Annotated in this window: 16 protein-coding genes; 6 read left to right on the top strand and 10 right to left on the bottom strand. The window is 50.1% G+C overall.

What is annotated here, in order from left to right:
• Positions 1-4 precede the first annotated feature (4 nt).
• From motB to otsB, 6 genes are all read right to left on the bottom strand, one after another.
• Positions 5-1036 (bottom strand): flagellar motor protein MotB, encoded by a 1032-nt coding sequence (motB, locus tag ACIP6T_RS04145; RefSeq protein WP_097094150.1) that lies wholly within the window; start codon positions 1034-1036, stop codon positions 5-7.
• A complete protein-coding gene (gene motA, locus ACIP6T_RS04140; RefSeq protein ID WP_097094151.1) occupies positions 1033-1920 on the bottom strand; it encodes a flagellar motor stator protein MotA in 888 nt (295 codons plus the stop codon). Before motA ends, motB begins: the two co-directional genes overlap by 4 nt.
• A 133-nt stretch (positions 1921-2053) precedes the next feature.
• The gene (gene flhC / locus ACIP6T_RS04135; RefSeq protein ID WP_097094152.1) at positions 2054-2632 is read right to left on the bottom strand and encodes a flagellar transcriptional regulator FlhC; all 579 of its coding nucleotides are present in this window, start codon (positions 2630-2632) and stop codon (positions 2054-2056) included.
• Entirely contained in the window at positions 2632-2982 is a 351-nt protein-coding gene (flhD, locus tag ACIP6T_RS04130; RefSeq protein ID WP_008102850.1) for a flagellar transcriptional regulator FlhD, read from the bottom strand. Before flhD ends, flhC begins: the two co-directional genes overlap by 1 nt.
• Before the next feature lie 1219 nt (positions 2983-4201).
• Positions 4202-5641, bottom strand: a complete 1440-nt coding sequence (gene otsA, locus ACIP6T_RS04125) for an alpha,alpha-trehalose-phosphate synthase (protein ID WP_345826839.1) — start codon at positions 5639-5641, stop codon at positions 4202-4204.
• Positions 5638-6426, bottom strand: coding sequence for a trehalose-phosphatase (otsB, locus tag ACIP6T_RS04120; RefSeq protein WP_400455507.1), 789 nt, complete (start codon positions 6424-6426; stop codon positions 5638-5640). Before otsB ends, otsA begins: the two co-directional genes overlap by 4 nt.
• Before the next feature lie 555 nt (positions 6427-6981).
• Here otsB and ACIP6T_RS04115 point away from each other — a divergent pair.
• The 6 genes from ACIP6T_RS04115 (at position 6982) to ACIP6T_RS04090 (ending at position 10598) form a co-directional block, all read left to right on the top strand.
• Entirely contained in the window at positions 6982-7272 is a 291-nt protein-coding gene (locus ACIP6T_RS04115; protein ID WP_097094155.1) for a hypothetical protein, read from the top strand.
• A 251-nt stretch (positions 7273-7523) separates the two neighbouring features.
• The gene (fucO, locus tag ACIP6T_RS04110; RefSeq protein ID WP_400455505.1) at positions 7524-8675 is read left to right on the top strand and encodes a lactaldehyde reductase; all 1152 of its coding nucleotides are present in this window, start codon (positions 7524-7526) and stop codon (positions 8673-8675) included.
• Positions 8676-8860: 185 nt separating this feature from the next.
• A complete protein-coding gene (locus ACIP6T_RS04105) occupies positions 8861-9058 on the top strand; it encodes a hypothetical protein (RefSeq protein ID WP_097094156.1) in 198 nt (65 codons plus the stop codon).
• Positions 9059-9868, top strand: a complete 810-nt coding sequence (locus ACIP6T_RS04100) for a hypothetical protein (protein WP_097094157.1) — start codon at positions 9059-9061, stop codon at positions 9866-9868.
• Between the two features lie 99 nt (positions 9869-9967).
• Positions 9968-10231 carry a hypothetical protein gene (locus ACIP6T_RS04095; protein WP_320204453.1) on the top strand — a complete coding sequence of 88 codons (264 nt, stop codon included), beginning with the start codon at positions 9968-9970 and terminating at the stop codon, positions 10229-10231.
• A gap of 163 nt (positions 10232-10394) precedes the next feature.
• The gene (locus ACIP6T_RS04090; protein WP_141400220.1) at positions 10395-10598 is read left to right on the top strand and encodes a hypothetical protein; all 204 of its coding nucleotides are present in this window, start codon (positions 10395-10397) and stop codon (positions 10596-10598) included.
• A gap of 36 nt (positions 10599-10634) precedes the next feature.
• On the opposite strand, the gene ACIP6T_RS04085 is transcribed toward ACIP6T_RS04090, so the two are convergent.
• The 4 genes from ACIP6T_RS04085 to ACIP6T_RS04070 all read right to left on the bottom strand — a co-directional run bounded on the left by ACIP6T_RS04085 (position 10635) and on the right by ACIP6T_RS04070 (position 12156).
• Complete coding sequence (locus ACIP6T_RS04085; RefSeq protein WP_097094160.1) at positions 10635-10901, bottom strand: biofilm development regulator YmgB/AriR family protein; 267 nt, start codon at positions 10899-10901, stop codon at positions 10635-10637.
• Between the two features lie 64 nt (positions 10902-10965).
• The gene (locus ACIP6T_RS04080) at positions 10966-11256 is read right to left on the bottom strand and encodes a hypothetical protein (protein WP_400455500.1); all 291 of its coding nucleotides are present in this window, start codon (positions 11254-11256) and stop codon (positions 10966-10968) included.
• Positions 11257-11420: 164 nt separating this feature from the next.
• A complete protein-coding gene (gene ycgZ / locus ACIP6T_RS04075; RefSeq protein ID WP_097094162.1) occupies positions 11421-11666 on the bottom strand; it encodes a regulatory protein YcgZ in 246 nt (81 codons plus the stop codon).
• 211 nt (positions 11667-11877) lie between these two features.
• Positions 11878-12156: a hypothetical protein gene (locus ACIP6T_RS04070; RefSeq protein WP_097094163.1), complete on the bottom strand. Its 279-nt coding sequence runs from the start codon at positions 12154-12156 to the stop codon at positions 11878-11880.
• Between the last annotated feature and the right edge of the window lie 77 nt (positions 12157-12233).

Genomic DNA, 12233 nt, shown 5'->3' with positions numbered 1-12233 from the left:
GGGATCACCTCGGCTGTGAGGGTTGGTCTGGTGTCACCGCGCCAGCCGCCGGAGTGGCCACTGCCGCAGGTGTCGCTGTCGCAGCCGGCGCAGCCGGTGTCGCAGTGGAACCTGTCGGAGCAGTCGGCGCAGCCGGTACAGCCGGTGCGGTAATGTCGGGAATTATTTGCGCCGGGTCGCTCACCTGTACGGCATCGCTCTCGGCATTCTCTTTTTCAATCGCCGCTTCGGTGTCGTGATTCAACACCAGCAGGCTAATGCGGCGGTTGACTGCATCATTAGCACCACGGTTTTTCAGCTTCATGGTGTCGGCCATACCGACCACACGCAGCATTTTGCTGCCGTCCAACCCACCGACCATCAACTCACGACGTGAGGCATTGGCACGATCTGCCGACAGTTCCCAGTTGCTGTAGCCACGATCGCCGTTGGCATACTGGATATCATCGGTGTGGCCTGACAGGCTAATTTTGTTGGGAATATCGTTCAGTACCGGAGCGATGGTGCGCAGAATATCGCGCATGTAAGGCTCAACTTCCGCACTGCCGGTTTTAAACATCGGGCGATTCTGGCTATCGATAATCTGAATACGCAGCCCCTCCTGCACCATATTAATGATCAGGTGCGGACGCAGTGCTTTCAGACGCGGATCGGCTTCAATCAGCTGATCGAGTTTTTCACGCAGACGATTCAGACGAATCTCTTCCAGCTTTTTTTTCTGCGCATCCATATCAACGATTTTCTTCACTTCTCCCTTCTGCTGCGTGGGATCGTCACCGCCGCCAGGGATTGGGCTTTCACTGTCGCTGCTGCGCTGGCCGCCGGTTAATGCCACCCGCAGCGGGGTTTTGAAGTATTCCGCAATTTGTACCAACTCTTTGGGGCTGGAGATGGAGAGCAGCCACATCACCATAAAGAACGCCATCATCGCCGTCATAAAGTCGGCATAGGCAATCTTCCACGAACCGTGGCTGCCATGGTGACCTTTATGTTTGCGCTTTTTAACCAGCACAATGGGGCGATTGCCAGCTTTCATGAATTCTCATCCGAAGTTTGTTTCGCCGGGTTCTTCGCGTTACGCACGTGCTCTTCCAGTTCGGTAAACGACGGGCGCTCGGCGGAATACAACGTTTTGCGACCAAACTCGACTGCAATCTGCGGCGCGTAGCCGTTCAGGCTGGAGAGCAATGTCACTTTCACGCACTGCATCATCTTGGTGGTTTCGGCACATTTCTGACGCAGCACGGATGCCAGCGGCGAGATAAAGCCGTAGGCGAGCAGGATGCCGAGGAAAGTACCGACCATCGCATGGGCCACTAATGCCCCTAACTCTGCCGCAGGACGATCGGCCGAGGCCAGCGCGTGAACCACGCCCATTACCGCCGCCACGATGCCGAAAGCCGGTAAGCCATCACCCACTGCAGATATACTTTGCGCTGGTACTTCACACTCGTGTTCGTAAGTTTCGATCTCTTCATCCATCAGGGCTTCGATTTCGAATGCATTCATATTTCCACTAACCATTAAACGTAAATAGTCGGTAATAAAGTCCACCAACTGTTTATCGGACAAAATACGCGGATAGTTAGCAAAAATTTCACTCTGGTTCGGGTCTTCAATATCGCGTTCTAATGACAGCATGCCCTGCTGGCGTGATTTCGCCATCAGTCGATAAAGCAGCGCCATTAAATCCATGTATACGGCTTTGTTATATTTCGAGCCGCGCATTAACAATGGCAACGCTTTTAATGTCTTCTTGATCGACTTGCCATTATTGCCGACTAAAAAGGCACCAATACCGGCCCCGCCGATAATCAGCAGCTCCGACGGTTGATAAAGCGCACCTAAATGTCCACCGACCATCATGTAGCCGCCCAACACGGAACCGACGACCACGATATAACCCAGAATAATCAGCACAAAAAATCCTTACGTCCGTAACGTGTTGATGGAAGTTAAGCCAGAGAGCCGCAGGTGTTATTCGCTAATCGCAGGCAAAAAAAAAAGCAGCGGTATTAACCGCTGCTGGATGTTTTCCACGATGCGAACAAACTTAAACGGCGCGTTTAACCTGTTCATCCAGCAGTTGTGGAAAGGTATCGGCAGAATCTGCAGAAAGTTTACGTCTTTTTACGGCACGTGATGGCGGCTGGCACAGGCTGCAGACAAAGCTGCCGACTGGCTGGTGTGCGTGGTTGATAAAGCTACCACCGCAGCACTTACAGTCAGAAAGTTCCAGCATGCCGCTTTCAACGAATCGCACCAGGGTCCATGCGCGCGTCAGCGCCAACAGCGGGCCCTCGTCCGATTGCGGACACTGCTCAAGGTACAAACGATACGCTTTGATAACCGCTTCAACGCCGCTGCTTAATCCGGTTTTTAACAGGAACTGCCAGGCGTTACAGAACATAGAGGAGTGGATATTTTGTTCCCAGGTCATGAACCAATCGGTTGAGAATGGCAGCATGCCTTTCGGTGGGGGTGCACCGCGTAATTCTTTGTACAATTTAATCAGGCGTCCGCGGCTCAATTGCGTTTCGCTCTCGAGCATTTGCAGACGCGCGCCCAATGTAATCAGCTCCATTGCCAGCTGAATATCGCGCGCTTCCTGAACAATACTTTTTTCACTCATTAAACGGCCCTCTTCTTCGCAGAAACGTCATCTTTCGACGCGTTACGCAGTAAGCGGCTGGATAATAAAATACCGGTGTGGATTTGCTGCAAGTCATCCACGCGTGACTCTTGGGTCAGACGATTAATATGGTTGTGATCGGTAAAGCGGAACTGGCAAACCAGTTGATTGGTTTCCGCTAATTTTACCATCTCAGGTAAAGTTAATTGTGACAATGCATCCGCCATCGATTCATCGATGCCTAAACGAAACATTGCTGAAGCTTTTTCCTGGTTAATTAAACGCTGAGCAAGAAGCAAATATGACAAATTGATGTCATATATATGTTTTAGTAATTCTGATGTACCCATTTTTTTCCATCCTGATAGACGCGACACATATACGGCCACAGAATTAAATGTTCTATGGTTCGGGCTGCTGGTTGGTAAATCTAAAGATGGCAAAAAAATAATCAGGCTTGAGCCAACGCGTTCCTGACCGTTTCATTTCCTGTCAGGACGCTGATCAGTAGTAATCAAAACTCCAGGCCATTCTTTGCTTGAGTTGTAACCATCTTCCGTGACGTCTGCTTACAGTTTTTTAAGACTATTCCGAAAACAAGGCAAATCTATATCGTCTGATTTCGACATACAACGTGAGTGGCGCGAAATTTTAGATAAAGTGTGATCTGTGTCACACTTTTAAGGCAAATTTTTTTCTGAAACCTTCAGCATCGCTTTTATGTTGTGCGTTTTTTGTACGAATTCGAATTGTTTCCTTAATATTTCATCGACGCGTCACCGGTTTTAGTCTCTGCCGGAGATTGCCATTACCACACGATCAGTTATCTGCCCATCTGCACTATTAGTGCTATATCCCGCTGTAATAGCCGTTATATGCAGGATAATACTCCGAAACAGAGCGAAATTATTCGCTTCTAAATTAATCACTTACAGGGAATATTGCCTGCAAGCACCATTACTATGCCGCAAGCGAAGCGTGAAGACTGGGCGCGCTGCGCCAGGGAACTGTCAGTAGATCGTAGGGAGTGTTTAGCGTACGACAGGGTATGTAACAGAGCGTTACATTAGAGAAATGAATGAATCAGCGGATTTGCGGTTTATCTCACGATAACTATCGGCGTGCCACGACGAATCTTTAGGGTTGCGACAAAAAAAAACGCTTTTTGCCGTTTGACTGCCTGCTTTTTAACCAAAATGTGCTTTTTTTCTGATGTGTCAGCCCATTACGGCATTAAGAAATGAAATCGATTTCGTCAGGTTATGGTGGCGCGTGAAAACGCTTTGCAGTACAGCGGGCAGCAGGACACGATTCAGGCTAATAAAGTGGCAGGCTGCAAATGGAGAGCGGGTAGTTTGTGGGGTATGCGATGCGTGTAGGGCCACCATTGTTGGCGTAATGCCGCTCACTTAAGCAAAAAAATGCCTGTTTATGCAGGTGCGCATGAATGCGCACCCTACGAAAACCCGGCGATATCCACGTAGGGTCACCATTCATGGTGACCGATTCATGCTTAACTGACGAGCATTACACCATTGTTGGCGGCCCTACATGACCAAAGGGTCTGTCTTACGCTAATTTGGGAAAGGTAGCGACTTTATTTACCGTACCGTGATCTTCACTACGCACCGGCAAGGTATTCAGATCTTTCAGGAAGCTTTCACGCCAATGTGAAATGTCCTGTTTGCGCAACACGGCCATCATGTCGTTGTAGCGCGAAATACGCTCGGTACGCGGCATGGTCAAGGCGCGATCCAGCGCGGCCGCTACGTCATCACGATCGTAAGGGTTAACGATCAGCGCGGACGTCAGCTCCTGCGCCGCACCGGCAAAGCGCGACAGCACCAGTACGCCTGGGTTATCGGGGTCCTGCGCCGCAACATACTCCTTCGCCACCAAATTCATCCCATCACGTAATGGCGTTATCAAGCCAACGTTGGTCAGGCGGAAGATCTTCATTAACAGGCGGCGATCGAAGTGCTGGTTGAGATAATAAAGCGGCGTCCAGCCCAAGGTGCCGTATTTACCGTTAATGCGCCCCGCTTCGGTTTCCAGCTGGTGACGAATGTCCTGATACGCCTGCACATCACCGCGTGAGGTTGGCGCAATCTGCGAGTAACGCACTTTGCCCCGATGCTGCGGGAAATTCGCCAGCAAGGCTTCGTATGCCAGAAAACGCTCTGGCAGACCTTTTGAATAGTCCAGACGCTCGCAGGCAATAATGTTTTGCAAATCACCCAGATCGCGTTTCATCGCGGCCATTTTCGGTGGCAATGGTCCTTCAGCCATCTCTTTAATGGTGTCCGGCTCGATACCAATGGGATACACCTCGGTCATAAAGGTGTTGCCAAAGGCACGGTGCTTTTTCTCACCTTTATTCTGCAACTGCGTTAGCTGGCTCAGGCTATCGAGGAACGCAACGCGATCGGATTCTGTCTGGAATCCCAGCAGATCGTAATCGCTCATCATCTCCAGCAGCTCCTGATGCGGCGGCAGAGCGTTGAAGATCTCTGGCGTCGGGAACGGAATATGCAGGAAGAAGCCAATGCGGTTATTAATGCCGAGTTTACGTAGCTCGGCAGCAAACGGCAGCAGATGATAATCGTGGATCCACAAAATATCGTCCGGCTGCAGCAGCGGTTTTAGGCGCTGCGCCAGTAAGGTATTAACCCGGCAGTAACCGTCCCAGGCTTCACGTTGATACTCAACCAGATCAAGGCGATAGTGGAAGGCCGGCCAAATCACGGTATTCGAAAACTGGAGATAATATTGATCGTAATCGTTCTGATTGAGCGGCAATGACGCGTAGGTAATTCCGTTATGCTCGAGCTGCGTGAGCTCTTCATCCTCATCTTCACCAGAGAACTCGCTAATCTCTCCGTTCCAGCCAAACCATAATCCTCCGGTATCTTGCAGTGCATCCAAAATACCGACAGCAAGTCCGCCTGCGCTGGCCTTGCTGCCATCGGGAATAGCGATACGGTTAGATACGACGACTAAACGACTCATAACCTAAACTCCTTACCAACATTGTCATGTTCTAGTTGTAATAATAGTTGTTCAAGCCAGTGCCACACTGCCTCAACGCTGTTCAGACGATAGCGTGCGTGGCTGGCACCTTCACCGACTTTGACAGAAATCCCCTGCATCGCGTTCACCGCGAGAAATCCTTTTTCATCTGTCAGGTCGTCTCCCACAAATACCGGAATACGTCCGATAAAGGGGGCTTCCTGCATAAACTCACGCACCGCGGCACCTTTATCAATGCCCTGCGGTTTCAGTTCTACGACACATTTTCCTGGCTGAAGCGCCAGCTCGGGAAAACGTGCAACGGCATCTTCCGCCAGCTGCATAATGGCGTTTTCGTACTGCGGCGCATTGCGATAGTGCAGCGCGAAAGCCATACCCTTGACTTCCAGCAGCGTGTCGGGCCATTGATCCAGCGTTTGCTGCAGCTCAGTTTGCAAGGTATGGGCGATATCGCCCGGCAAGCTGTGACGATGGACGCGTCCGCTGGCATCACGCCGCTCAGCGCCGTGCACGCCGGCCGCTGGCGCTTCAAGTGGCGCAACCAGTTCATCCAGTTGCGCAATCGGGCGTCCAGAGACCAGTGCTAACGCGCCGTGGCTAAGATTGGAAATGTGTTGCAGGTGCTGGCGAACCGAGGCGGGAATTGAAACCGACTCGGGCTGCGACTGAATCGCCGCCAGCGTACCGTCGACGTCAAAAAAGAAGGCATAAAGTCCGCCGCTCAACGACGGCAACGTGTTGTTCTGATTAACCGCGGGGGTCACGACTCTCCTCCTGTATCCTGGGGTTTCGCTTCTGTGGATGTTCGGAGACAAGTTGAATGAGAGAGGCGGTTAAAAACCGCAGAATGGCGTGCGAGGAGATTTTGCCGACAACACGGTATTTCGATAGTTAACTCCCCACAAACAAACATGATCTGGACTCACATGGCAACCTGACAGCGAACATCGTCAGCTTTAAGTGTAGACGTAGATCACGATATTGCCAGATGCATACGGCTTCGCTATAGGATAAGTGGCCGTTTTAAGCTTCAGGCAGGAAAAAAATTGCATCCGTGGCTTTTCAGGCGCTTCGCTTAGTTTTCTGACTGCCACAACCTCGTCGGACACCACCATGCCGGCAAACATTTCCCAGATTAAGCCGACTTGATTCGGCGGCAAAGATTGTCATATGGTGCGTCTACCGCGCGGTGACAGTGCGGAGTTACGGCTCTTGAGAGCATAAATCAGCGCATTGAGATGACTTCAGGCAGGAATCAGGATGATGGAAAACCGATCAACTTCACATTTTGGCCATGTCAGGGTGGGAGGTAGAAAATGATGCCGCAAAACTACAGCCAGCGCGTTCACTTCTATTACTGCATTTTGATTGCGCTGAAAATCAATGCCAAAACGAAAAAGTCGGGTGGCGTACGCGGTAAGAATAACTTTCTGCTTAAGTGGCTGCGCAATGCGCAGAACAACACCATTTTCCCTCCGGATATCACCAGCGAAATAGAGTGGCTGCGCGGCAAGATTATCAGTTCCGGCCCCGATACCGATTTGGAACCCATGCTGCAATATGTTTATGACACCGCAAAACGCGCCGAGAATATGCGTTTAGGTTCCTGATCGCCCCCGCCAACGCTGGCTGCATCTCTGGCAGCCTTTCGCCATTTCCGCCCTGCGCACTCTTTGACTCTCCGTTACTTTCCTCTCACTTGCGCGTCGCCAGTCCAGCAGGCGGGAAACAGCGCTTTTATTGAGGAAACGCAATATAAACATCCCTTTTACCCCGTAGATCTAAATAGGGTTAAATCACTTTATCTTGATGATTTTAATCAAAAAAACTCAAATATGGCATCTACGTGAAGGTAATTAACATGATTAACAGAATGATCCTCAATGAAACGGCTTACTTTGGTTCGGGTGCTATCAACGCCATTGTTGATGAGATTAACAAGCGCGGTTTTACCAAAGCGCTGGTGGTCACGGATAAAGATCTGATCAAGTTTTCTGTCGCCACCCGCATTACCGACCTGCTGGCGCAAAACGGCCTGGATTATGAGGTTTATGATCGCGTGATCCCCAATCCAACCGTAGAGGTGGTACACGCAGGCGTCACTGCATTTCGCCGTGCGGGCGCGGATTATCTGATTGCCGTGGGCGGTGGCTCGCCGCAGGACACCTGCAAAGCCATCGGTATGATGATTGCTAATCCCGAATTTACCGACGTGCGCATGCTGGAAGGTGGTGCCGCTACGCGCCATCCCTCGGTGCCAATTATTGCTGTGCCCACCACATCCGGCACGGCTGCAGAAGTCACGATCAATTACGTCATCACCGATGAAGAGAAGAAACGCAAATTTGTCTGCTACGATCCGCATGACATCCCGGCGATCGCTATTATCGATCCCGACATGATGGCCAGCATGCCAGCCAGCCTGAAAGCGGCAACCGGCGTAGACGCACTGACCCACGCCATTGAAGGATTTATTACCCGCGGCGCCTGGGAACTGACCGACATGTTCCATCTCAAAGCGATTGAGATTATTGGCCGTTCGCTGCGTGATTCCGTGAAAGGTGTGTCAGCCGGCGTGGCCGATATGGCGCTGGGGCAATACATTGCTGGTATGGGCTTTTCCAATGTCGGACTGGGGCTGGTACACGGCATGGCGCACCCGCTGGGCGCTTTTTATGGAACACCGCACGGTATCGCCAACGCCGTGTTGCTCCCGCATATTATGGCTTTCAATGCGGAATATACCGGCGAGAAATACCGCGATATCGCGCATGCGCTGGGTATCAAAGGTGCCTATGAATGTTCTTTATCGGAGGCGCGTACGCTGGCGATTGACGCCGTGACCCGCCTCAATCGTGACATCGGTATTCCGCTCAAATTACGCGATATCAGTATGCGGGTGGAGGATGCCGCAGCATTGGCCGCGGCCGCCTATGACGATATTTGCACCGGTGGAAATCCGCGTGAGTGTAGCGTTGAGATGATTAAATCACTCTATCTTGAGCTTTTCTGATCGCAAAAATAAAAGCAGCTGTAATTTATTATGGCTGCTGTCTATTTATTCCTCTCCGTTTTTATTACCTGCTGGCAGATTAATCCGGAAAGTTACCGATATCATCCATCACGCCGCCTTTAAGCGCGTAGCCGTCGAGGGATGTGCCATAGTTTGTGTTGGCATGAATAAAAGGATCCCTCGCTATGTTTGGTTTTTTAACGTCTATGTTCGGTAGTCCAGAGGCGCTGGTGCAAGTGATGACTCGCCAGGATATTCAGGAATCGATACAGGAAGGCGACAGAATAATTATCGATGAAGATGGTAACGCCTCGGTAAATGCATTGAGCCCTGAAGTACAGCGCGATTTTGCTCAGCATGTCATGACGTTGAAGGATATTTAAATGGGTACCGCAATATTTATGGTCATGATGGTATGCGGCTACTGGTATACCAGTCGTGATATGTCGAGTCGCTTAAAGATTAAGCGTTCGTTCGGCTGGGATGTCTATTTTCTTATTGCACTTTATGGCTGCATATTTGTGCTACAAGGCGTGCTGGCAACGGGAATAATCTGGCTCATATTGCTTATCGCATCGGGGGTGAACAACGCTTTTGCGCTGTCGTCGATGGAGAATGTTCACTGGAATGTCGATTTCATGACCTGGAGCTTTTTAGGCATTCAGGCACCGGTCGTATTAATGCTGGCCTTCGCCATTCTGTTTTGTATGTATCGCTCTAACTGGGCTGTCAGCGCACGCCTCAATCCGGGCAGCCGCAAAGAGCTTTATCAGCGACTTTCGCGCTCTAATGGCATTGAGCAGCTGTTACTACAGTGCATGGAAGAAGGTGAATTAGCGTGGGTGACGCTGAAATCAAAGCGTATATATATTGGTATGATTCATGCCGCTACGTTCGAATATGCCAACACGGCAAATATTGTGTTGATTCCGATGCTCAGCGGTTATCGCGACGCCCGTACACTGAATCTGGCGATCGAGCATAACTACAGTAAGTGGTACCACAATCACAGTATTGATTTCTCTTCCACGCCGAAAAGCGCGCTGGAATTTCGTAAAGTGATTATGGTGCACCAGATAGAAAGCCTGTCACTTTTTGATCCTGCCAGCGCCAGCGCATTAGCGATGGATAAGCAAAGCGGGAGTAAACGTAAATGGCTGAAGCGATCCGTCGCGAAACGTGGCTATCCGTGATTTAAGCGACTCAGTTCAACATGTGCTGGCTTACTCTCTGCGTAGGTTTACGCTATATGAAGCCAGCTCCTCTTGCTATCAACTTAGAATAATAAGGGCATGATGATGGACTTTAAAAAGTTCGAAGCTATTCTGCATTTGCGCAAAGAAATGCATTTCACGGGAATTGAGTTGCAACACCGTGAAAATAAAAGTGAATTCTATGCGCTGGGTATGAATAATCATACGCAGAGTCAGCTTTATATTTGCACGCTTTCTAATGAAAGCTCCTCACAAGCCCAGCTGAAGCAGTTTCGCACCTGGTTACACAGATTTAACATTGATAGAGCGAAACAGAAAGCGGCGCTATTGAAAAAAGAGTAAATTTTTTCACGATAATATTTTGGCTTAACCCGCGCATTTATCACACATTATCGCTTAATTAACGCTTCGCTTATTTATTCCTTCCCTCAACACAACGCACGAAAAAGGTATCGCCGCCTATTTCCCTATGCCAGACTGTATATATATACAAGCATCGGAGGTGATGTTGAGAGATGAAAACCGTCCAACACCGGACCTTTATGCGCTCATCGGTATGGCCGTCGCGGAGTTCATCAGGGAGGAGCGCGTTTTCAAAGCGCATGATATTTCTTTATCGCTTCATGTAATGAAGTCAGGGACAAAGGATAAAGAATTGCGGCGCCTGTGCGATGCCGCGATGCGGTTACTGGCAGGTATGATGCACTAAATTGCCCCCCACGGCTGGGGGGACAAAAATCAACTATCAGGCATCGTCTGGCGTATAGCCCACAACGATTTCCAGCGTTCTACGCAGGATATCGCCTTCAGCATCGGTATCCGCAGATTCCAGTGCCATAATCAGGCAGAGAATGATCGATTTATTACTGACGCGCCCTTCGGTGGCCAGCACGTGGCGAATAACTCTATCCAATACTGCCGATTCATGCTTTAGGCTGCTGTCTGCATTGCGAAAATGCTCTGCCAACTCAATGTCAGGCAGTGCAGAGTAGAGGTCGTGATTTTCCGACATGATTCCAGTCCCGTACTGATAGCGATACGTTCAAATGATAATTCACTAAACACGAGGCAAACGCTTAATGCTTGCGGTTGCTGCCAGACTGTTCCTTATCACCAAATAGCGGCAGAACATTGTCCCTGTTTGGTTGCTCTTCCCGCAGTTTTTTACCCGCCAGGATGCTGTTACGCACATCGGTAATAGCGGCGATAATCGCTTCACGCTGTTCGTGGTCGGTGCTCTGCTCTTTCATACGTATAAGCTGATCAATCAGCGCTTGAGTATTTACCGGCCCCGCCTTTTGCAACAGCACTAGCGCCGCTTCCCCGATTATTTCATCGATTATTTTCTGGTATTCACTTCTATTCATAACGAATCTCTGAATGCCGCTTCGCCCTCAACCCGGCACACGGCAAAATGGGTGCGCTACACAAGTCAGTGTAGCGCAGTACAGCCTGTCACAGGTCATACACAAGGAAGTGCGTTATCAGAGTAAAGTCTTATAGTTGTACAACCTGGACGTCAAATCAGTTCTTAGCTTTCACGTTCGAACAACAGACCGATCAACTGATGATAATGGTGCTCTTCTTCCGCATTGGAAGCGAGTTCAAGTCTGCGCAGAAGCTTGGTGCAAAGCGATTTGCGGTTCAGATTACGTCCTTCACGCAGGATTTCGACCACGACCTGTCCTAATGTTTCTTGCTGCGATGGCAGAGACGCTTTGCTGAAATAGTTGGCAATGGCCTCGACTGAACTTGGCGTATATCCGTTCTGACGCATAATTGACCCCAATAAATTAAAATGTTAGGTCAGCTGACCTAATGAAAGTTGTACAGGTTAATCTAAAGCTGTACAAAAAGCTTACTGAACTTATACGGGGGTGTTTGTTGCAAAAAGTGCTAATGGGAGCGGATTCGGATAATTGGAAACTTATTATTTCCAAATTCGTGAGCCCAGCGCCGGCAGCGACCGGCGCGTGAGCCCTGTGGCGTCAACTGTCGTCTCCATCCGCAGAGGGCATTCTAACGCTCCCTTCCTGTCGACTCAGGCCACGTAACGCCGAATGGGCGCGATTATCGCTTTCTGCCGGCTGACGATGCGCCATTAACCATTGGCGGGCATGCGCAATGCGCTCCAGCCGCTGACGACTTTTCTCGTTTTCCGACATGCGCGCAAGTTCGGCCAGCAGCGAGTAGACGTTGACTTCCTCGCGACGTACCAGCAAGGCGTAGGCCGCTTCACCGATAATTTTAGGTTGCGAATCTGACATCTTTTACCTCCTGAGAATATGGGCTTACGCTTGCTTCTCAGTGTTAACTATAGATCATCGGCTTCCCGCCTTACGCA

Source organism: Pantoea sp. NPDC088449, from assembly GCF_044753225.1.
Taxonomy (GTDB): domain Bacteria; phylum Pseudomonadota; class Gammaproteobacteria; order Enterobacterales; family Enterobacteriaceae; genus Pantoea; species Pantoea floridensis.
This window is presented reverse-complemented; position numbering and strand designations above follow the sequence as displayed.

Coding starts and splice junctions, on each gene's coding strand:
- ycgZ (WP_097094162.1), bottom strand. CDS start 11,666: ATGCGTCAGAACGGATATACGCCAAGTTCAGTCGAGGCCATTGCCAAC.
- motB (WP_097094150.1), bottom strand. CDS start 1,036: ATGAAAGCTGGCAATCGCCCCATTGTGCTGGTTAAAAAGCGCAAACAT.
- otsA (WP_345826839.1), bottom strand. CDS start 5,641: ATGAGTCGTTTAGTCGTCGTATCTAACCGTATCGCTATTCCCGATGGC.
- ACIP6T_RS04080 (WP_400455500.1), bottom strand. CDS start 11,256: ATGAATAGAAGTGAATACCAGAAAATAATCGATGAAATAATCGGGGAA.
- fucO (WP_400455505.1), top strand. CDS start 7,524: ATGATTAACAGAATGATCCTCAATGAAACGGCTTACTTTGGTTCGGGT.
- ACIP6T_RS04095 (WP_320204453.1), top strand. CDS start 9,968: ATGATGATGGACTTTAAAAAGTTCGAAGCTATTCTGCATTTGCGCAAA.
- ACIP6T_RS04090 (WP_141400220.1), top strand. CDS start 10,395: ATGTTGAGAGATGAAAACCGTCCAACACCGGACCTTTATGCGCTCATC.
- ACIP6T_RS04070 (WP_097094163.1), bottom strand. CDS start 12,156: ATGTCAGATTCGCAACCTAAAATTATCGGTGAAGCGGCCTACGCCTTG.
- ACIP6T_RS04085 (WP_097094160.1), bottom strand. CDS start 10,901: ATGTCGGAAAATCACGACCTCTACTCTGCACTGCCTGACATTGAGTTG.
- ACIP6T_RS04115 (WP_097094155.1), top strand. CDS start 6,982: ATGCCGCAAAACTACAGCCAGCGCGTTCACTTCTATTACTGCATTTTG.
- ACIP6T_RS04105 (WP_097094156.1), top strand. CDS start 8,861: ATGTTTGGTTTTTTAACGTCTATGTTCGGTAGTCCAGAGGCGCTGGTG.
- flhD (WP_008102850.1), bottom strand. CDS start 2,982: ATGGGTACATCAGAATTACTAAAACATATATATGACATCAATTTGTCA.
- ACIP6T_RS04100 (WP_097094157.1), top strand. CDS start 9,059: ATGGGTACCGCAATATTTATGGTCATGATGGTATGCGGCTACTGGTAT.
- flhC (WP_097094152.1), bottom strand. CDS start 2,632: ATGAGTGAAAAAAGTATTGTTCAGGAAGCGCGCGATATTCAGCTGGCA.